The organism is Paenibacillus rhizoryzae (genome assembly GCF_059686995.1).
Genome location: NZ_JCAALT010000008.1, coordinates 31,321 through 52,181, shown reverse-complemented (window position 1 = coordinate 52,181; position 20,861 = coordinate 31,321). Strand labels below are relative to the sequence as shown.

21 protein-coding genes are annotated in these 20,861 nt (G+C 49.0%); all 21 read left to right on the top strand.

Annotated features, from left to right (window positions below):
* Positions 1–10: 10 nt before the first annotated feature.
* The 21 genes from flgL to AC6ESO_RS22570 all read left to right on the top strand — a co-directional run bounded on the left by flgL (position 11) and on the right by AC6ESO_RS22570 (position 20,832).
* Entirely contained in the window at positions 11–931 is a 921-nt protein-coding gene (flgL, locus tag AC6ESO_RS22670; RefSeq protein WP_497093392.1) for a flagellar hook-associated protein FlgL, read from the top strand.
* Between the two features lie 19 nt (positions 932–950).
* A complete protein-coding gene (locus AC6ESO_RS22665; RefSeq protein WP_497093391.1) occupies positions 951–1,523 on the top strand; it encodes a DUF6470 family protein in 573 nt (190 codons plus the stop codon).
* 59 nt (positions 1,524–1,582) lie between these two features.
* Positions 1,583–2,014, top strand: coding sequence for a flagellar assembly protein FliW (gene fliW / locus AC6ESO_RS22660; RefSeq protein ID WP_497093390.1), 432 nt, complete (start codon positions 1,583–1,585; stop codon positions 2,012–2,014).
* Positions 2,008–2,259 (top strand): carbon storage regulator CsrA, encoded by a 252-nt coding sequence (csrA, locus tag AC6ESO_RS22655; RefSeq protein ID WP_497093389.1) that lies wholly within the window; start codon positions 2,008–2,010, stop codon positions 2,257–2,259. Before fliW ends, csrA begins: the two co-directional genes overlap by 7 nt.
* Before the next feature lie 226 nt (positions 2,260–2,485).
* Positions 2,486–4,267, top strand: coding sequence for a flagellin N-terminal helical domain-containing protein (locus AC6ESO_RS22650; RefSeq protein ID WP_497093388.1), 1,782 nt, complete (start codon positions 2,486–2,488; stop codon positions 4,265–4,267).
* 77 nt (positions 4,268–4,344) lie between these two features.
* On the top strand, positions 4,345–5,031 hold the full coding sequence (locus AC6ESO_RS22645) for an acyltransferase (RefSeq protein ID WP_497093387.1): 687 nt from the start codon (positions 4,345–4,347) through the stop codon (positions 5,029–5,031).
* 132 nt (positions 5,032–5,163) lie between these two features.
* Complete coding sequence (locus AC6ESO_RS22640) at positions 5,164–5,556, top strand: flagellar protein FlaG (RefSeq protein ID WP_497093386.1); 393 nt, start codon at positions 5,164–5,166, stop codon at positions 5,554–5,556.
* A 27-nt stretch (positions 5,557–5,583) separates the two neighbouring features.
* Positions 5,584–7,158: a flagellar filament capping protein FliD gene (gene fliD / locus AC6ESO_RS22635; RefSeq protein WP_497093385.1), complete on the top strand. Its 1,575-nt coding sequence runs from the start codon at positions 5,584–5,586 to the stop codon at positions 7,156–7,158.
* Between the two features lie 18 nt (positions 7,159–7,176).
* Entirely contained in the window at positions 7,177–7,563 is a 387-nt protein-coding gene (gene fliS / locus AC6ESO_RS22630) for a flagellar export chaperone FliS (RefSeq protein ID WP_497093384.1), read from the top strand.
* Positions 7,564–7,568: 5 nt separating this feature from the next.
* A complete protein-coding gene (gene fliT / locus AC6ESO_RS22625; RefSeq protein WP_497093383.1) occupies positions 7,569–7,910 on the top strand; it encodes a flagellar protein FliT in 342 nt (113 codons plus the stop codon).
* A 194-nt stretch (positions 7,911–8,104) separates the two neighbouring features.
* The gene (locus AC6ESO_RS22620; RefSeq protein WP_090575545.1) at positions 8,105–8,302 is read left to right on the top strand and encodes a cold shock domain-containing protein; all 198 of its coding nucleotides are present in this window, start codon (positions 8,105–8,107) and stop codon (positions 8,300–8,302) included.
* A gap of 224 nt (positions 8,303–8,526) precedes the next feature.
* A complete protein-coding gene (hpf, locus tag AC6ESO_RS22615; protein WP_494819280.1) occupies positions 8,527–9,072 on the top strand; it encodes a ribosome hibernation-promoting factor, HPF/YfiA family in 546 nt (181 codons plus the stop codon).
* Positions 9,073–9,307: 235 nt separating this feature from the next.
* The gene (gene secA, locus AC6ESO_RS22610; RefSeq protein WP_497093382.1) at positions 9,308–11,815 is read left to right on the top strand and encodes a preprotein translocase subunit SecA; all 2,508 of its coding nucleotides are present in this window, start codon (positions 9,308–9,310) and stop codon (positions 11,813–11,815) included.
* Positions 11,816–11,872: 57 nt separating this feature from the next.
* Positions 11,873–12,989, top strand: a protein-coding gene (prfB, locus tag AC6ESO_RS22605; protein WP_497093381.1) for a peptide chain release factor 2 whose coding sequence is annotated in 2 segments (ribosomal slippage) — positions 11,873–11,944 and positions 11,946–12,989 — 1,116 coding nt in all. Because the reading frame shifts where the segments join, the coding sequence is not laid out codon by codon here.
* Between the two features lie 115 nt (positions 12,990–13,104).
* Positions 13,105–14,010 carry a YitT family protein gene (locus AC6ESO_RS22600; RefSeq protein ID WP_497093380.1) on the top strand — a complete coding sequence of 302 codons (906 nt, stop codon included), beginning with the start codon at positions 13,105–13,107 and terminating at the stop codon, positions 14,008–14,010.
* 142 nt (positions 14,011–14,152) lie between these two features.
* Positions 14,153–15,202, top strand: a complete 1,050-nt coding sequence (argC, locus tag AC6ESO_RS22595) for an N-acetyl-gamma-glutamyl-phosphate reductase (protein ID WP_497093379.1) — start codon at positions 14,153–14,155, stop codon at positions 15,200–15,202.
* 61 nt (positions 15,203–15,263) lie between these two features.
* Complete coding sequence (argJ, locus tag AC6ESO_RS22590; RefSeq protein ID WP_497093378.1) at positions 15,264–16,505, top strand: bifunctional ornithine acetyltransferase/N-acetylglutamate synthase; 1,242 nt, start codon at positions 15,264–15,266, stop codon at positions 16,503–16,505.
* 38 nt (positions 16,506–16,543) lie between these two features.
* Entirely contained in the window at positions 16,544–17,332 is a 789-nt protein-coding gene (gene argB / locus AC6ESO_RS22585; RefSeq protein ID WP_497093377.1) for an acetylglutamate kinase, read from the top strand.
* 22 nt (positions 17,333–17,354) lie between these two features.
* Positions 17,355–18,566, top strand: a complete 1,212-nt coding sequence (gene argD, locus AC6ESO_RS22580; RefSeq protein WP_497093592.1) for an acetylornithine transaminase — start codon at positions 17,355–17,357, stop codon at positions 18,564–18,566.
* 21 nt (positions 18,567–18,587) lie between these two features.
* Positions 18,588–19,544 carry an ornithine carbamoyltransferase gene (gene argF / locus AC6ESO_RS22575; protein WP_497093376.1) on the top strand — a complete coding sequence of 319 codons (957 nt, stop codon included), beginning with the start codon at positions 18,588–18,590 and terminating at the stop codon, positions 19,542–19,544.
* A gap of 49 nt (positions 19,545–19,593) precedes the next feature.
* The gene (locus AC6ESO_RS22570; RefSeq protein ID WP_210663989.1) at positions 19,594–20,832 is read left to right on the top strand and encodes an argininosuccinate synthase; all 1,239 of its coding nucleotides are present in this window, start codon (positions 19,594–19,596) and stop codon (positions 20,830–20,832) included.
* Positions 20,833–20,861 lie beyond the last annotated feature (29 nt).

Below are 20,861 nucleotides of genomic sequence, written 5' to 3'. Positions count from 1 at the left end.
GGGGATGAAGTTGTCTTTAAGAATTACGCAAAGCATGATGCATTCGCAGCTGCTTAGAAACGTGAATAATAACTTGAGCCGTATGGACAAGCATCAGAATATGCTTTCAACGGGTAGGAAAATAAACTCACCTTCCGATGATCCGGTCGGTATTACCTATGCATTGCGGTATCGCAGTGAGCTTTCTGCCAATGAACAGTACCAGAAGAATATTGATTCTGCCAAATCCTTCGTTGATCATACGGATACTGTCCTATCGCAGTTGACTGATATTATGCAGCGTGCCAATGAGCTGACTGTTCAAGGAGCCAACGGCGCGAACCCCCAATCTGCGTTGGATGCGATTGCCGAAGAGATGGGCCAGCTCTACCAACAAGCGGTTTCCCTGGGAAATGACAGGCTCAATGGTAAGGCTATATTTAACGGACAATTTACGGACACAGATCCTTATACGGTAGCTGGTGCGCAAACAGAGCAAGCGGATACGCAATCCATTATGTATCAATTTGCAGCCGGTGTTACGATTCCGATTAATGTGACAGGTGATGCCGTATTCGGTGCAGCTAATCCAGCCCCGCCGGCAGCCGCTACGACGCCGGATAATCTGTTCACGGTACTGGGGGGGCTCCAAACCGCATTCTCTACTGGGGATCAGAAACAAGTGCAGAACTTATTAGGACAATTGGGCAGCAGAATGGACAAAATTCTGAACGTCCGTGCAGAGGTTGGCGCAAGATCGAACCGGATTGATTTGATGGATGCCCGTATTAAGGATCTTGATGTGAACTTGACAGACTTGGATTCCAAAATCGAAGATGCCGATATGGCAGAAATCATCACGAAGCTGCAGGAAGATCAGAACGTGTATCAAGCTTCCTTGTCTATCGGAGCCAAGATCATCCAGCCTAGCTTATTGGATTATATAAGATAATCCGATTGGGGGAATTGCTTTGGAATTTCAATTTCCGCGCTTATCGATTCATCAAACCTATGCTCAGATCGGTATTCAAACGAACAATGCCAGCTTGGAAATGCAATCTCCGCCCGGAGATTTGTCGATCGAGCAGCCGCAGGCTATAGTAGACATTCAATCGCCGCGAGGTGAGCTTGAAGTCGATTCTACAGCGGCCTTCACGGCATTAGGTGCAGGGCCTCATTTAGAGTGGATGAATTCGATTTACAGTCAGTACAAGAGTTGTGCGCTGCAGGCTATTGCGAAGATCGTTGAAGACGGTAATCGGATGGCCCAAATATCGAATCCCAACAATGCATTTGCTGAGATTGGAAGAGAAGCGTTTCAGCATAGAAATCGGATTATTTACACCGGAGAGGCTTCCGTGGATAATGTAAGAGTTCGTTATACAGCCCACGCGCCAATCATCAACATTGAAGCCCAGAAGCCGATTATTGAGTACACGCCGCGTAAGCCGGAGACTCAGTATAATCCGGGTTCGGTAGAAGTGTACTTAAGGCAAAGAAACTCCGTTGAATTCAGTGTGGGCGAATACGACAAATACATATAATAATTTGAAATGCTATAGCGCAAGCTATAGCATTATCTGTTAGAGGAGGGTATTTTTCAATGCTCGATTTCTTGCAAGGTAGAACGTTTCAATTAAACGGAAGCATTCTAGGCTTCGAGGAATGCAATGAGTTCTCAATAAAAGTAGTGGAAGAGAATTCCCATTTTGCCTATTTACAAAGCCTGGAGCATGATTATATTTCCTTCTTAGTCATTTCGCCATTTGCTGCAGATCAGGATTACTCCTTTGAACTCGAGGAAAAGGACAAGAAGCTGCTTGAAATCGAAGCGCCTGAGGATGTTTGTGTCCTAACCATTGTGACAACTACAGAACCATTCGCAGATTCAACCATTAATTTACTCGCGCCAATTCTATTGAATATGAAGAATGGACAAGGCAAACAAAGTGTTCTCCCTCCGTCTAGCAGATACAGTACCAAGGAACCTCTCTTCAAAGTCGTTCAATTGGAAAGCGGTGAACAATCATGCTAATATTGAGCCGGAAAAAAGGACAGTCGATTCTGTTAAACAATGATATTGAGATTGTGATTTCATCGATCGATGGGGATCAGGTTAAAGTAGGAATCAAAGCACCGAGCGAAGTGAACATTCTTCGCAAGGAAGTATATGATGCGGTACAAGAGAGCAATAAACAAGCGTTGCAGAAGCAGCTTAACTTAGCGGATCTGAAGAGTTTCCAAATTCCAAGTAATGCGGACAAAAAAACCAATGCCTAGATGGCATTGGTTTTTTTGTTGGTTAGATGAGCAACGTAGCGGAGTTCTCGTAATTTTTTGTCGTTTTTTTTGTTTTTGAGGAATTTGCTATAAAGAATAGCAAAGTGACCGTCGATATATTCAATAGGCGCTGTTTCGCAACATGGCGGCCGACCTGATTACGGAACAGCCATAAGGTCTCCACAAGGATGTGGAGAACTACCCAACTTCAAGGAGGAAGAAAAAAATGAGAATTAATCACAACATCACAGCAATAAACACGCACCGCCAATTGGGTGTTAACAGCCAAGCAACAGCTAAAAACATCGAGAAATTGTCTTCCGGTCTTCGCATCAACCGTGCTGGTGACGATGCAGCTGGTCTAGCAATCTCCGAAAAAATGCGTGGCCAAATCCGTGGTTTGGACATGGCTGCTAAGAACTCCCAAGATGGTATCTCCCTTATCCAAACAGCTGAGGGCGCTTTGAACGAAACTCACAGCATCCTTCAACGTATGCGCGAACTTGCTAACCAATCGGCTAACGGAACTAACACAGATGCTGACCGTGGCGCGCTACAAGATGAGATGAACCAACTGACTTCCGAGATCAACCGCGTAGGTAACACTACTGAGTTCAATACTCAAAAGTTGCTTCAAGGCGATGGCAAAGTTAGCCTTGCTAAAACTGGCTACACTGCATCTACTACTACAGCTGGTAACACTGTTAATACTCAAGCTTCACAAGCGACTACATTTGGTACATTAGTTACAGGTGATAATGGTAAATCTGCAACATTTACATTGAATGGTCAAGCAATCAAAGTAAACCTTGTAGAAGATACAGCGAATGTAACAGCTACTACTGCAGTAGTTGATACAGCTAATGCAACAGGAAATGAAATTACGATTAAGTATAGCGGTACTGTTTCTGCAGCTAACTTTGGTACTGCATTGTCGTCCGCTTTAACAACTGCTATTGGAAAAAATTCTGAGTTAGCAGGTAATTTCACGGCTACTAATGCAGCAGGCGTATTAACTGTGGCTGCGACTGCGGCAGGCAGTGCAAAAGGCGATGCTGGTAACATTGCAACAGTAAGCTTCTCATTAGCTCTGGCTACAGCAGCAACTGGTGGAGCAGCAACTGTTGGTACAACAGTTCATACGCAAGAAGTGCAAACAATTGACTTTGCTGGACTAGATACTGCAGGTACTACTGCTGCTAACAATACAGCTACAGATGCTGCTATTAAAGCTCTTGTAGGCAAAGGTATGACAATTGCCGGCCAACAAATCGAGTTCTACAATGCAAATGACGGCGAATATAAAGGCGATGCAATCGGCGTTAATATCAGTACAGCTCTGGCTAATGCTGAGGCAGCTGACGGCGATAAAGTGAAAGAACTTGTTAAAAACATTGCTGCTCAAGTTGGCTCAAAAGTTCCTGGTGTTAAAATCGCACAAGGTGCTACTTTGACACAGTTGACCATCACAGATAATACTTATGTTGGTTTGGCTGGTAAAGGTAAAATTTCGATTACTGATGGCGGAATTCAAGAAGAGTTCAAAACTTCGTTCCAAATCGGTGCTAACACTGGCCAATCCATGAGCCTTGAAATTTCCGATATGCGTTCTAAAGCTCTGGGTATCACAGCTAAAGCAGGCGATGCAGGCTTCACAGCTGCTAACTCAGTAACAAACGGAACTGATGACGTTAAAGGCGAAGCTGCACTTAACATCTCCACTAAAGACGATGCTGCTAAAGCAATCGCAGTTCTTGATAAAGCAACTGCTACTGTTTCCAGCGAGCGTTCCAAACTTGGTGCGGTTCAAAACCGTCTTGAGCACACAATCAACAACTTGGGAACAGCTTCCGAGAACCTGACTGCAGCTGAATCCCGTATCCGTGATGTTGATATGGCGAAAGAAATGATGGAGCAAACTAAGAACAACATCCTTGCACAAGCTGCGCAAGCTATGCTTGCACAAGCTAACCAACAACCACAAGGCGTTCTTCAATTGCTTCGTTAATTTATGCGTAGTTAAAAAAAGACCTTGGATGAAAATCCGAGGTCTTTTTTTTAGATGAATTATTGAGGAGTGCTACAATGGCAAACGATTTTCCTGACAAAATGTTATATTTCGGAACCGGCGTTAGTCTGGGGAATAGCGTTAATATTTCAAACGGCAGCAAAATCTGGGTTGGTAATAATGTAACACTGGCACATAATGTACAATTAATCTGTAGTTCAGTAGGCAATCAAAACGAAAAAATAGGGATGAAAATCGGCGATAGAACTTTAATAGGTTTGAATTCAATCATTGAATCTTTCAACCAAATTATAGTAGAAGAGGACGTATTGATTGCCCCTAGAGTTTATATCTCTGATTCACAACACGAATATAGAAACCCGCAGTTACCTATAAATCGTCAAGGTATTCAAAGTAAGGACAATGTACTTACAATTAAACGCGGAGCGTGGATTGGCCATTCTGCAACGCTAATTGGGAATATCACAATCGGGCATGGGAGTGTAGTTGGTGCGAATGCTGTAATTAATTTTGATGTCCCATCGCATTGTGTCGTAATTGGTAATCCAGCGCGAGTATTGAATTTATACTGTTACAAACAAGAAAAATGGATTAAACCTCACTCAGGAGAAGAGCTTGTCAGTATTCTGGAGAATAGAGGAGAGTTTAACGGATATGATGACATGTTTATAGTCGAAAAACTTAAAGAGGAACTTTCACAGAAGTTGAGTGAATTTCATGAAATAAATAGTGGAGGAAGCTGAATCCCGTGAGAAACAAAGAGATCCTAGACTGTCGGGTCTCTTTTTTATTGCATACATTTTTTCACTAGGCTATACAGGATTGCTCTTATAACACCGATATAAGAAGTAATATACCGTCGGGAGGAAAGCGTTATGAATACGAATTTGCCAATCAGCAATTCTGTTCCCATAAGCAGTCCTATAACTAATACTGCCAATGATCGGCAAATCGTGTCAGATCAGCAGCAGATCGCTGTACCTGTGCTTCAAAATGCAAGGGAATTAAAGCAAGCCGAGAACACAGGTGTAAAGGTGCCGCTTGGCGAAGAAATGTTGATTAAAGCGATTGAGAAAGCAAACAAAGCGGTTATGGGTGTGGCGACTTCTTGTGAATTTTCTATCCACGAGAAAACAAAGCAGATCATGGTGAAAGTCGTCGAGAAGGATACGGGCAGGCTCATTCGTGAAGTACCGCCAGAGAAAATATTGAATATGGTAGCCGCAATGTGCGAGAAAGCCGGCATATGGATCGACGAGCGGAGATAGTAGCGTCGGAAGGAGGACTGTAACGAAATGGTAATGAGGATTAATGGAATGGCTTCAGGCATGGATATCGATACGATAGTCAAGCAACTCATGACAGCAGGTAAGGTGCCGGCAGATAAACTGAAGCAGCAGAAGCAAACGGTTGAATGGCAGCGTGACGCTTACAAGGATTTGAATAAGAAATTACTCGATTTCCGCAACAATAAAGTGTTCAACTTCAAAGCCGATCGAACACTCGGAGCCAAGCTGACGACAATCAGTGGTGATAATCAAGTGTTTACAGCTACTGCCAGAGCAGATGCGCCGATTGGTACAACTACGATTAAAGTCATGTTACTTGCAACTTCAGCTAAGATGACGGGGGCAGATATCCGCAAAGCTCCTGGTACTCCTACGGATCCTGTGTTTGACGCATCTAAAACGCTCGAAGATCAGAAGGCTTTACTGCAAGTTACTCCTAATGTAGGAGCAGGAACGGATTACTCCTTTAAAATTAATGGTACTCAGATTGATGTGGATACGAGTGTGGATTCACTCAATGATGTGATCACTCGTATTAACAAGACGACGAATGTGAATGCCTTTTATGATTCGTTCACGGGTCAAATTGGTTTTACGACGAAGACGACAGGGACGAATGCAGATATTAACATCACGAATGATACAGGTGGTTTTGCCGCCAACATTTTAAAATTACCTGCTACTGTTGCAGTTGGCGATAAAGCTCAGAATGCCAAACTCGAGATCAACGGTATTGCCACAGAACGCGAGAGTAACTCATTCACTGTCAACAACATGGATATCGTCCTGAAGCAGAAGAGTGTATTTACAGGTACAGCGGGACAAGAAGCAGATCCAAGCAAATATGTGGCCACTTCCATCGGGGTATCTACCGATACGGCCAAGATCGTAGATTCCATTAAGACCTTCATCGCGGATTATAATGATGTCTTGAAGACCTTACAGGACAAAGTCGGGGAGAAGAAAAATCGGGACTTCCAGCCGTTGACTGAAGATCAGAGAAAAGATATGAAGGAAGACGACATTAAGCTTTGGGAGACGAAAGCGAAGACGGGACTGTTGCATAATGACAGTATTTTCACTTCAGCGATTGCTTCCTTGCGAACCGTTACCTCTACCGTTGTGAACACAGGGAACGCTAATTACACAACGTTATCTTCCATTGGAATCGGATCAACTAACTATTTAGATAACGGTAAGCTGTCCATAACGGATGAAGAGAAGCTCAAGACGGCTATTGAGACAGACCCGGATGCGGTATTGGCTCTGTTCTCGGCAGCCGGCAATGGGGATGCGGATCAGTCTGATGTTGGGATTGTTCAGAAGATGTACGGCAATCTGAAGGGGACATTAGAGAATCTCTCCAGCAAAGCCGGTACATCCTTATTCTCGGATGAGGTTCTGAAGTCAGACAGCATCATGGGCAAGCAGCTATCCAAGTTAAATGATCAAATTGCTGCATGGAACAGCCGGTTAGTAGATATGGAGAACAATTACTACAAGAAATTTACCGCAATGGAGACAGCGATCAGTAAGTTGAATTCCCAATCGTCGAGTTTGATGAGCTCTATTGGGGGCTAATAATAGGAGGAAACGTTGATGATGCAAGCACAACAGAACAGATACCTCGACAACTCCGTCCAAACGGCTTCACCTGCGCAATTGTTGATCATGCTTTACGATGGTGCGATTCGATTCTCGAAAGCGGCCATTCTGGCCATCAAAGAAGGTAGGCATGAAGTCGCTCATCGTAACCTGGTGAAGGTTCAAGATATTGTTGCGGAATTTGAGATCACATTGGATCGTAAATCGGAGCTGGCTGACGGACTGCTGAAGCTGTACGATTATTTCAAAATCCGTCTAAGGGAAGCGAACCTGAAGAAAGACGTAGTTCCGGTGGAAGAAGTGCTTGGTTATTTAACCGAACTTCGCGAAACCTGGATCGCTGCCGCGAAACCGGTGGCGAGCGTTCAGAGGAGTTCATAATTGTAATGGAAGCCTTGAAAGAATTAGAACAGTTGACGATGCAGCTTGTAGCGAACATCCATGAAGCGACTGTGGAACAGATCGAAGCCTTCCTGGACCAAAGAGGGAGTGCAATTGAGGCGATCCAAGCTCAATTTGCACTCCGTCCGGCCGACAGCACGAGTCGTGAGCAGGTGGATCGCATTCTTAGCTTCGACTCGCGCATTCTGGGGCGTATGGAAGAGCTTAAGAACGAAGCCACCCTGGGCATGGATAAATTCAACCGTGCACGTGTGCAACGCGACGCTTATGGCGCCGGAGGGGCATACGGAGTAGACAACAGTATGTTCTTCGATGAGAGGAACTAGTGATACGATGAGAGACATGAATGCACCCGAGTGGGTGCGTTTTTTGTATATGGCGAAAAAATTAAACCAATGAAATCAGCAATGTATTCGCTTACAAAAACTTATTGACAATATTGTGAAGTGGGTGTTATATTCGATTTGTGGGCCACGCCTAGTGATCTCGCAGCTATTTGAAGATGAAGGGAATGTTCTCAATGCAAGGTAAAGTTAAATGGTTTAACGCAGAAAAAGGTTATGGTTTCATCGAGACAGAACAAGGCGGCGATGTATTCGTACATTTCTCCGCAATCCAATCCGAAGGTTTCAAAACACTTGAAGAAGGCCAATCCGTAGAATTCGACATCGTCGAAGGCGCGCGCGGTCCTCAAGCTGCAAACGTTACTAAACTGTAATCATACCGCTGTTAAGCGGCCACATAATACATGGTACGCGCTTAACCGTATGTGATCGGCAGAAGCCCTGGGAAACCAGGGCTTTTTCTTGTTTTTACCCACAAATCTACTTGTAGAAACTTCCAACTATTAAATTATTAAATAATTCACAAAATACAGAAAATAGCTTTGAGATCGCCCACGGAGGGTGTTATAATAAGACTATGTAAAAGGAGGAATGCCACATGAAATACAACATTCGAGGTCAACACATCTTGGTGACAGACGCCTTGCGCGAATATGTCGAGAAGAAGCTAAGCCGCCTAGAAAAGTATTTTGAAGAGCCGATTACCTCCGAAACAAACGTTACCATGTCTGTTACGAAAGGCAAACATGTCATTGAAGTCATGATTCCACTTTCGAACGCAATGCTAAGAGCCGAGGAGAAAAGCGAGGATATGTATGCTTCCATCGACTTGGTAGTGGACAAACTGGATCGTCAAATTCGCAAACATAAAACTAAAATTAACAGCCGATATCGCAAAGAAAGCGGCATTCGCACGATGTTCAAAGATGATGGCGCAGCAGTTCGGGTGCTGGAGGAGGAGGAAGACTACGAGCTTGTTCGGACCAAACGCTTCCTATTAAAACCTATGGACGTAGAAGAAGCAATTCTTCAAATGAACATGGTTGGGCACAGCTTCTTCATGTTCGCGAATGCTACTACTAAAGAAGTGAATGTCGTGTATAAACGCAGCGACGGGCGATATGGATTAATAGAAGCAGACTAATAAGGATAACATCGGGCCCTGGGAAACCGGGGCTCTTTTTGCTTACAGGCGGTCATGCGGGTCTCGGAAGCGGCATATAATGGAGACGCTGCTCCGTGCAACCTGCTAGAAATACAGGATCATAGCGGGTTTGCGTGTGCAATCCAGCTTCTCCCTCAGGGGGCCAACATTGCGGGAACTGCCGCAAACTGATACAATTTATGCAAACAGGCGTAACAGACGAAAGGGGAAGACCATGCTCGGACTTGTAAAGAAATTATTCGGAGACGCCAACGAACGTGAGATTAAGCGTCTAATGCGTACCGTGGAGGAAATTAACGGCCTTGAGTCGGAAGTTTCCAAATTGTCAGATGATGGACTTCGTGAGAAAACAGAGGAATTTAAAGCACGTCTTGAAAAGGGCGAGGATATCGATACCCTTCTCCCAGAGGCGTTTGCTGTAGTAAGAGAAGCTTCCAAACGCGTTCTGGACAAGCGCCATTACGACGTACAGCTGATCGGCGGTATGGTTCTTCATGAAGGCCAAATTGCTGAGATGAAAACCGGTGAAGGTAAAACGCTCGTCGCTACCCTTGCTGTTTATTTGAACGCGCTTCTGGGCAAAGGTGTTCATGTCGTTACGGTCAATGACTACTTGGCTACGCGTGACAGCGAGCAGATGGGTCAGCTCTATAAATTCTTAGGCTTAACTGTCGGTGTTAACCTGCATGGCCTAACTACCGACGAGAAACGAGAAGCGTACTCTTGCGACATCACATACGGAACGAACAATGAGTTTGGTTTTGACTACTTGCGTGACAACATGGTCCTGTACAAAGAACAAATGGTACAGCGTCCGCTTTATTATGCCATTATTGACGAAGTCGACTCCATCCTTGTCGATGAAGCTCGTACGCCGCTCATTATTTCCGGTCAAGCTGCGAAATCGACGGAGCTTTATTTTGCAGCAGATCGCTTTGCGATTCGTTTGAAAGTGGAAGAAGATTATACGGTTGACGTGAAAGTGCGTTCGGTAACCTTGACGGATGCAGGGGTGGAGAAGGCTGAGAAAGCATTCGGCATCGAGAACTTGTTCGATCATGCCAATGTAACGCTCAACCATCACATCCAACAAGCGCTCAAAGCGCATGTCATTATGAAACGTGACGTAGACTACGTGGTACAAGATGAAGAAGTCATCATTGTCGATGAGTTTACAGGCCGTTTGATGGCTGGCCGCCGTTACAGCGATGGCTTGCATCAAGCGATCGAAGCGAAAGAGCAAATTAAAGTACAGAACGAGAGCATGACGCTCGCAACGATTACATTCCAGAACTACTTCCGTATGTATCGCAAACTGTCCGGTATGACAGGTACAGCGAAGACAGAGGAAGAAGAGTTCAAGAAAATTTACGGTCTTGAAGTTATTCAAGTGCCGACAAACAAGAAGAATATCCGTGATGATATTGCGGATGTCGTCTATAAAACAGAGAACGGCAAGTTTAAAGCGGTGGTCGAAGAGATCGTCAAACGCCACAAGAATAAACAGCCGGTGCTCGTGGGTACAGTATCCATCGAGAACTCGGAGAAGCTTTCTGAATTGCTGAAGAAACGAGGCATTACGCATAAAGTACTGAACGCGAAGTATCATGCAGAGGAAGCGGAAATCATTTCGCGCGCCGGTCAATCCGAGTCGGTTACGATTGCGACGAACATGGCTGGCCGTGGTACCGATATTTTGCTTGGTGAAACGGTTGACGGTGTTGGCGGTTTGCATATTATTGGTACGGAGCGCCATGAGAGCCGTCGTATCGATAATCAGCTGCGCGGTCGTGCCGGTCGTCAAGGCGACCCGGGTTCCTCGCAGTTCTACCTGTCGCTGGAAGATGAGCTTATGCGCCGTTTCGGCTCTGAGAATATCATGGGCATGATGGAGCGTCTTGGCTTCGAAGAAGATCAACCGATCGAAAGCCGTCTGATCTCCCGTGCAATCGAATCTGCGCAGAAACGCGTAGAGGGCAACAACTTCGATCAACGTAAAATCGTCTTGCAGTACGATGACGTTATGAACCAACAGCGTGAAATTATCTACAAGCAGCGCCGTGAAGTGCTCTTCTCCGAGAACATCCGCGAAATCGTGCTGGAGATGATCAAGCCGGTTATTGCGAAGATCGTAGATGCTCACTGTCCATCCGATGATGTTCCCGAGAACTGGGAGCTTCAAGAAATCGTGGATTACGCCGAAGGCAACTTCCTGAACGAGGGTGCCATCACGAAAGACGATCTATGGGGCAAAGAGCCGCAAGAAATCAATGAGTTCTTGTATGGCAAAGTAATTGAGCTCTATGATCAGCGTGAAGAAGGAATCGGCCAGGAAACGATGCGTGAATTCGAGAAAGTTGTCGTGCTGCGTGCAGTAGACAGCAAATGGATGGATCACATCGATGCCATGGATCAGCTCCGTCAAGGTATCCACCTTCGTGCATACGGCGGTACGGATCCGCTTCGCGAATATCAATTCGAAGGCTTCGAGATGTTCAAGGAAATGATTGAGCATATTCAAGAAGAAGTCACCAAATATATCATGAAAGCACACGTGGAGAACAACCTGGAGCGCCAAGAGGTAGCAAAAGGTCAAACGGAATCCGGCGGAAGCAGCGAAATGCAGCAGAAGCGTCCGGTTCGCAAAGAAGAACGCGTGCGTCGCAATGATCCGTGCCCATGCGGCAGCGGCAAGAAATACAAGCAATGCCATGGACAATAAGCCCATCCATTGCATAAAGTAGGGCAACGAAGTTAATTTTGAGGTGAAGCGACCGTCATGATAGATATAACGATGAAACAAGATCTGCGTGAAATGGCGAAGCGTCTCCAAGAACTCAGGGGGTCTCTTTGACTTAGATATTAAGCAAGAGATGATTCTCAATTTTGAGGAGAAAATGAGCGCTCCGGGCTTCTGGGATGACAACGAGCGTGCACAGGGCACCATCTCCGAGATGAACGCCGTCAAATCCGTCGTCGATCAATTCGAACGGATGCAAAGTGAGCATGAAGATCTGCAAACGATGCTGGAGCTGGCGGAAGATGAAGGCGAGGACGAAGGTCTCGAGGCGGAGCTTAAGCGCAGCGTGGCAGAACTCGTAAGCAAAGTAAGCGAGTTTGAGCTTCAATTGCTGCTAAGCGAGCCTTACGATAAGTTGAACGCCATTCTGGAGCTGCATCCTGGCGCAGGCGGAACGGAGTCGCAGGACTGGTGCCAAATGCTGTACCGGATGTACACGCGCTGGGCGGAGAAGTCCGGCTTCAAGGTAGAGCTGCTGGATTACCTGGCTGGGGACGAAGCGGGCATCAAGAGTGTTACGATTTCCGTCAAAGGCCATAATGCATACGGGTATTTGAAGGCGGAGAAAGGCGTTCATCGTCTCGTGCGAATTTCGCCTTTCGATGCTTCGGGCCGGAGACATACATCCTTCGTTTCCTGTGACATTATGCCGGAGATTGACGATGACATCGAGATTGAGATCCGTTCGGAGGATCTCAAGGTAGATACGTACCGGGCCAGCGGCGCGGGCGGTCAGCACATCAATAAAACGGAATCGGCCATTCGGATCACGCATATGCCTTCGGGTATTGTCGTTTCCTGCCAGACGCAGCGCTCGCAGATTCAGAACCGCGAGCGTGCGATGCAGATGCTTCGCTCCAAGCTTTACGAACGTAAAATCGAAGAGCAGCAGAAGCATCTCGCGGAAATTCGCGGCGAGCAATCCGATATTGCATGGGGCAGCCAAATCCGCTCCTATGTGTTCCATCCGTACAGCATGGTCAAAGACCATCGCACGTCGGTGGAAACAGGCAACGTCGGCGCCGTGATGGACGGCGATCTGAATATCTTTATCGATGGTTATTTGCGGAGCAAGATCCGTCATGAAGAGCAGTAAGCAAGGGGCAAATATGCATGCGTGCATAGCCTGGAGTAAGAGTTCCTACACTACTAAGTGTCGGAACTCTTTTTTGTGGATTAATGGAGTCACTTATAGAAGGATGGGGTCAGCAATGAGTTTGCAGCAAGAACAAGGGATGAAGAAGCTACATAGAGAGAATCGAAGACTACGGAAACCGATGGGGCCTAAGAGCGAAGCGGCGCTCAGCGTGGCGTTGCTGCTGATCGGGTCATTTCTGATCGCCATCAGCTTCAACATGTTTCTGGTACCGCTGGGGATTGCGTCCGGCGGCGTATCGGGTATTTCCATCTTGGTCAATCGCGTGTGGGATATCCCGCCTGCCTATACACAATGGGCGCTTAACGTGCCGCTGTTCCTGCTCGGCTTATGGCTGCTTGGCAAGCGCTTCGCGCTGAAGACAGCGCTTGGCTCTTTCTTGCTGCCACTGCTTGTCTTGTTCACATCGGACTGGCAGCCGCCGACCGATAACGCGATGCTCGCATCGATTTACGGGGGAATCGGCGTTGGCGCAGGGCTTGGCCTTGTTTTCCGTGGACGGGCTTCGACAGGGGGCCTTGATCTGGCGGCGCAGCTGCTGCACCGTTTTACAGGTGTGCGCCTTGGACTGGCGGTAGCGTGCTTCGACGGTCTCGTCATTGCGGCAGCGGGGATTATCATCGCGCCGGAGAATGCCCTTTATGCACTGGTTGGCTTGTTTGTAACAAGCAAAACAATCGATTTTGTACAGACGGGCCTTGCCACTTCGAAAGTCGCCTTCATTATCTCGGACAAGCCGGAGGAGATTTCGCAGGTGGTGCTTCATGATTTGGATCGCGGATTGACCAAGCTGGATGGACATGGCGGTTACACAGGCGAAGCGCGTACCGTACTGATGGTTGTCGTCGGTCAAGGAGAAGTGTCGAAGCTGAAGGGGCTCGTAAGGACGGCAGACCCCTATGCGTTTGTCATTATTAGCGATACGGCGGAGGTGCTGGGGGAAGGCTTCCAATTGCCTTAAATTTGCCGCAAAAATACGCATTTTTTACGTTGAATTATTATGAATACGTATGTATAATAATACAAAGTGTTAGCTATTTCCTCTATCCCCCTGTTCGTGTACAATGGATAGCTAGGAAGGATATGGATGGGAGAGAACGGACATGAGTAAAGCAGTGAAAGCAGCGATTATCGGATCAACAGGGTACGGCGGCGTTGAGCTTATCAGGCTTCTTGCCCACCATCCTCAGGTAGAAGTGACTTCTGTCATTTCATCTTCGAGCGCAGGCGCGCCGATCGCGGAAGGATTCCCGCATTTGACCGAAATTTGCACAGATATTCTTGATGACGTTGATCCGGCTTTGATACGAAGCAAAGCTGAGGTTGTATTTATAGCGACTCCACCGGGCATTGCAGCCCGGCTTATCCCTTCGCTTCTGGCGGAAGGGTTGAAAGTCATTGATATTTCCGGCGACCACCGGCTGAAATCTCGCAGCGAGTACGAGACTTGGTATAAGAAAGAGCCTGCGGAGCAGCAGTACTTGGATCAGGCGGTTTACGGTCTTTGTGAAGTGTATGGCGATGCTGTTCGCGGCGTCGATCTTATTTCCAATCCGGGCTGTTTCCCTACCTCTGCACTGCTTGGATTGATTCCTGCGGTACAAGAAGGTTATATCGATCATTCCACCATTATTATAGATGCGAAATCCGGCGTTTCCGGCGCAGGCCGCGGTACCAGCGTAGGCAACCACTATCCGGAAATCAATGAGAACTTCAGAGCTTATAAAATCAATAAACATCAGCATATTCCGGAGATAGAGCAAGTACTGTCGGATGTTGCAGGCGAGAAGGTACTGACGACGTTCACGACCCACTTGGTTCCGATGACGCGCGGTATTATGAGCACGATCTATGCAACCGTTAAGGATGGGCACAGCGTAGAGGACTTCATTGCGTTATATAGCAATTATTATGAAGGTCGTAAGTTTGTCCGTATTCGCAAGAACGGCACATGGCCGGCAACCAAAGAAGTATCCGGCTCCAATTACTGCGACATCGGCTTCTCCGTGGATGAGCGCACAGGACGCGTAACGATTGTGTCGGTTATTGATAATCTCGTAAAGGGTGCTGCTGGGCAGGCCATTCAAAACTTGAATTTGATGATGGGCTGGGACGAGGCGCTGGGCCTTAATTTCGTTCCGATGTACCCGTAAAAGAAAGAGGAGACCTCAGGTCGACTCCGCAATCATTCAATAAAGGAGACGCGATTGAACAATGGGACAGGGGAACACATCACCAACCTATATCGTCGTGCCGGAAGGCTCCGTTACGACACCTAAAGGCTTTAAAGCCGGCGGCTTGCATTGCGGCTTGAAGAAGACCACGCGCCATGACCTTGGCGCGATCGTATGCGAGGTGCCTGCAACGGCAGCCGGCGTGTACACGACGAACGTGTTTCAAGCGGCGCCACTTCAGGTGACGCGCGAGAGCATCGGCGCAGGCGGCAAGCTGCGCGCGGTCATCGTGAACAGCGGCAACGCGAATGCGTGCACAGGCAAGCAGGGCGATGCGGATGCTTATGAAATGCGCAGCGCATTCGCTGAAGCCATCGGCGTACCAGCCGAGCAAGTGGCGGTAGCTTCTACCGGCGTCATCGGTGAGCTGCTGAAGATGGACCGCGTACGCGGCGGCATCGCGGAGTTGCCTGCACGACTGGCAGAATCCTATGAAGCGGCAGATGATTTCTGCCAAGCGATCCTGACGACGGATCTCGTGAAGAAGGAAGTCTGTGTTTCCGTGACCATTGACGGCAAGATCGTACATATTGCCGGTGCGTCGAAGGGAAGCGGGATGATTCATCCCAACATGGCGACGATGCTCGGCTTCGTTACTACGGATGCGGAGATCGGAAGCGAGGCGTTGCAGACGCTGCTGCGCCAAGTAACAGACGTCACGTTTAACATGATTACCGTTGACGGCGATACGAGCACGAACGATATGCTTGTTGCGATGGCAAGCGGTTTTGCGGGCAATGAAGAGCTTCATGCGGGTCACCCTGACTATGCGGCGTTCGCAGACGGTCTGCGCTATGTATGCGAGGTGCTTGCTAAAGCGATCGCGCGTGACGGAGAAGGCGCTACGAAGCTCGTTGAAGTGCAAGTGTGCGGAGCGGAATCGGACGATGCGGCGCAAGCGATCGCGAAGACCGTTATCGGTTCATCGCTTGTGAAGTCAGCGGTATTCGGCGCGGATGCGAACTGGGGCCGTATTATCGCGGCTGTTGGACGCGCAGGCGTGCCCGTGAATCCGGAGACAGTCGACATTGCGCTGGGCGATATCGTGACGCTAACGCAGTCGCGGCCAATCGCATTTGACGAAGAAGCGGCGCTTGCTTACTTGAAGGGTGACACGGTCGTCATTCATGTGGATCTGCATATGGGGGAAGGCGTGGCAACAGCTTGGGGCTGTGACCTCACTTATGATTACGTCCGTATTAACGCGGCATATCGCACATAGCAACAGGATTTCGGGAACGAAGGGAACGGACGGAACCTATGGAACAGCGGTTTGTGATGAAATGCGGGGGCAGCACGCTTGCGGCGCTTCCGGCTTCTTTTTTCGAAGATTTGAGGAGTTTGCAAGAGCGCGGCGTTAAAGCCGTCATCGTTCATGGCGGCGGCCCGGCTATCTCGGAAACGCTCGGCAAGCTGGGCATCGCGAGCGAGTTCGTGAACGGCTTGCGCAAAACAAGCGACGAAGTGCTCGACGTCGTGGAAATGGTGCTGGCAGGACGGATCAACAAGGAAATCGTCCGCCGCATCGGTCAAAGCGGTGCGAAAGCAATTGGCCTCTCCGGCGTTGACGGCGAGCTTATCACGGCTCAGCCTGTGGCGAACGCGGACGAGATCGGCTTTGTGGGCGATGTAACGGATGTGGATGCAGCGATCATCGAAGGCGTTATGGGCATGGGCTACATCCCCGTAATCGCGCCAATCGGTATCGACGCGGCAGGACAACGCTACAACATCAATGCAGATACAGCGGCAGGTGCGGTTGCATCGCATCTGGGTGTGGAGCAGATGATCGTGGTAACGGATGTGCCTGGTATTTTGAAAACGGTAGACGGAGAGAAACAAGTGCTCCCTACCGCAACAGTGGAAGAGATCGAAGAGATGATTGCCAGCGGTGAAATTTACGGAGGCATGATTCCGAAGGTTCGCGCAGCGATCGCATGTATTCAAGGACGCGTGAAGGAAGTCGTCATCGTAAACGGCGACGTACCGGGCGTACTCAGCAAAGCCGTACTCGAAGGCGGCATCGGCACAAGAATTATACAATCTTAATTATTAGTGGGGTGAACGAATGATGAGCGATATGAACAAAGATACTGAAGCAGCTGGAAGCTCGCTTTTTCCGACGTATGCAAGATATCCGATTTCACTTGTGAAGGGTGAAGGCAGCTGGCTTTGGGATGACAAAGGGAACAAATACTTAGACTTTATGTGCGGGTTGGCCGTAACGAATCTGGGTCATGCGCCGAAGCAAGTGAAGGATGCGCTTGTGAAGCAGCTCGACGAGCTGTGGCATGTATCCAATCTGTTTCACATTCCGAATCAAGAAGCGGCAGCGAAGCTGCTGACGGACAACAGCCATGCCGAAGCGGTGTTCTTCTGCAACTCCGGCGCGGAAGCCAATGAAGCGGCAATTAAGCTTGCCCGCCGTTACCATCAGAAAGTTAAAGGCAACGGTCGCTATGAAATCATTACGTTCGCCCAATCCTTCCACGGCAGAACATTGGCGACGTTAACGGCAACGGGCCAAGAGAAAGTGAAAGAAGGCTTCGGTCCACTTCCGGAAGGGTTCCGTTACATCCCGCTGCATGACATCGAAGCGCTGGAAGCGGCAATTACAGATAAGACGGCTGCCATCATGATCGAAATGATCCAGGCGGAAGGCGGCGTAATCCCTGTCGAGCCTGCGTTTGTGCAGCATTTGGCTAAGCTTTGCAAGGAGCGCGGGTTGCTCCTAATCATAGATGAGATTCAAACAGGCATGGGTCGTACCGGGAAACTGTTTGCATTTGAGCACTACGGTATCGAGCCGGATATCTTTACATTGGCAAAAGGACTGGGGAGCGGTTTCCCTGTCGGCGCTATGCTGGCGAAAGGCGAGCTGATCGAAGCGTTCACAGCCGGCAGCCATGGCTCGACGTTCGGCGGAACACCAATTGCTACAGCTGTCGTGAAGGCGACGGTGGAGGCCATTATCGGCGAGAAAGCACCGGAGCGTGCGGCTGAGAGCGGCGAGTATCTCGTTGGGCAGCTTCGTGAGAAGCTTGCGGGCAATCCGTTCGTGAAGGACATTCGCGGCAAGGGACTGATGATCGGTATCGTATGCAGCGGTCCGGTTGCGAATATCATCGCAGAAGGCCAGAAGCGTGGGCTGCTCGTCGTTACTGCAGGTCCGGACGTTGTCCGTCTGCTGCCTAGCCTACTCGTTTCGCGTGAAGAAATAGATCAAGCGGTGAGCATTCTGACCTCGATTTTCGCGGATCAAACGGCTCCAGCGCAGCTGTAGAAAGAAGGGAGAACCACCCACATGTCTCAATTGTTGACTGAAGAAATAGCAATTGGCCTTAAAGGCCGCGACTTTATCGGCTTGGCTGACTATACGCCTGCGGAAGTACGCTACCTGATCGATCTTGCGATCGAGCTGAAGGGCAAGCAGAAAGCCGGCGAAATGTATCACCCGCTGAAGGGCAAAACCCTCGGCATGATTTTTGAAAAATCATCCACGCGTACGCGTGTTTCCTTTGAAGTCGGGATGTACCAGCTCGGCGGTCATGCTTTGTTCCTTAGCCGCAACGATCTGCAGATTGGCCGCGGAGAGACGATCTCCGATACGGCGCAGACGCTGTCGCGTTACCTGGACGGCATGATGATTCGCACCTTTGCGCACCGTACTGTCATTGAGCTTGCTCGTGCAGCTACCGTGCCGGTCATTAACGGCCTTACAGATTTATCGCACCCGTGCCAAGCGCTGTGCGATTATCAGACGATGCTCGAGCATAAGGGACGCCTCGAAGGACTTAAAGTGGCGTACATCGGCGACGGCAACAATATGGTGCACTCCTTGATGATGGGCGCAGCGAAGCTCGGCATGCATATTTCGGTGGCAACGCCGGAAGGCTACGAGCCGGACGCTGACGTTGTCGCAATGACGAAAGCAAGCGCAGCCGAAACCGGCTCGCGCATCCATGTATGCCGCGATCCGAAGGAAGCGATTGCGGACGCTGACGTTGTCTACACGGACGTTTGGGCGAGCATGGGCTTTGAAGCGGAACAGAAAGAGCGCGAGCTGGCTTTTGCCGCGTATCAAGTGAACGAGGATCTGGTGCGCTATGCGAAGAGCGACTACCTGTTCATGCACTGCCTGCCTGCGCATCGCGGTGAGGAAGTAAGCGAAGGCGTGATCGATGGCAAGCAATCGATTATTTTCGATCAAGCGGAGAACCGTCTGCACGCGCAGAAGGCGATCATGGCTGCAATCATGTAGTACCGAACTTATTCGGACTTAATTTTAAATAGGGAGTGTTGACTGAATCATGGCGAAGGAAAAAATCGTGCTGGCTTACTCGGGCGGTCTGGATACGTCTGTTATTCTAAAATGGCTCAAAGAAACCTATGACGCGGAAATTATCGCATTCACGGCAGATATCGGGCAAAAGGATGAATTGGATGGCTTGGAAGCCAAAGCTCTGGCTACAGGCGCTTCCAAAGTGTATATCGACGATCTGCGCGACGAGTTCGCGGAAGATTTCATCTATCCGATGTTCCAATCTGGCGCACTCTATGAGGGTCAGTACCTGCTTGGTACTTCCATCGCTCGTCCGCTGATCGCAAAACGTATGGTCGACATCGCTCGCGCTGAAGGCGCGACTGCTATTGCGCACGGCGCAACGGGCAAAGGCAACGACCAAGTGCGCTTCGAGCTGACGGCTGCCGCCCTTGCTCCGGACATCGCTGTCATCGCGCCATGGCGCATTGAAGCGTTCCGCGAGCAATTCCCGGGCCGCGCCGAAATGATCGCATACGCCGAGAAGCATAACATCCCGGTTCAAGCGTCTGCGGCCAAGCCGTATTCGATGGACCGTAACCTGCTGCACATCAGCTTTGAGAGCGGCATGCTGGAGGATCCATGGTTTGATCCAAGCAGCGACGAGAACAAAGGTATGTTTGTCCTGTCCGTGTCCCCTGAGGACGCGCCGGATCAAGCGGAATACGTGGAGCTTACATTCGAAGCCGGCAATTGTGTCGCCGTTAATGGCGAGAACCTGAGCCCGCTGCAAGCGATGGAGAAGTTGAATGAGCTTGGCGGCAAGCACGGCATCGGCCGCGTTGACATGGTTGAGAACCGTTTCGTCGGCATGAAGAGCCGCGGCGTATATGAGACACCGGGCGGAACGATCCTATTCACTGCACATCGCAAAATGGAGTCGCTCACGATGGACCGCGACGTCATGCACCTGCGTGATTCCCTCATTTCCAAATATGCATCACTCGTATATAACGGCTTCTGGTTCGCACCTGAGCGTCTCGCGCTGCAAGCACTAGTGCTCGAAAGCCAGAAGAACGTAACAGGCGTTGTTCGTCTGAAGCTGTACAAAGGCAATGTAATCGGCGCCGGCGTGAAGAGCCCGGTCAGCCTGTACAATCCGGATATTGCAACGATGGAAGCAGATCCATCCAAAGCGTATGACCAAGGCGATGCAACCGGCTTTATCCGCCTGAACGCGCTGCGTCTGAAAGTGTCCTCCGGCGTGGAGCAGAACAAGAAGCAGTAGGCAAGCGAAACGATAAAGGAGTGCATCTG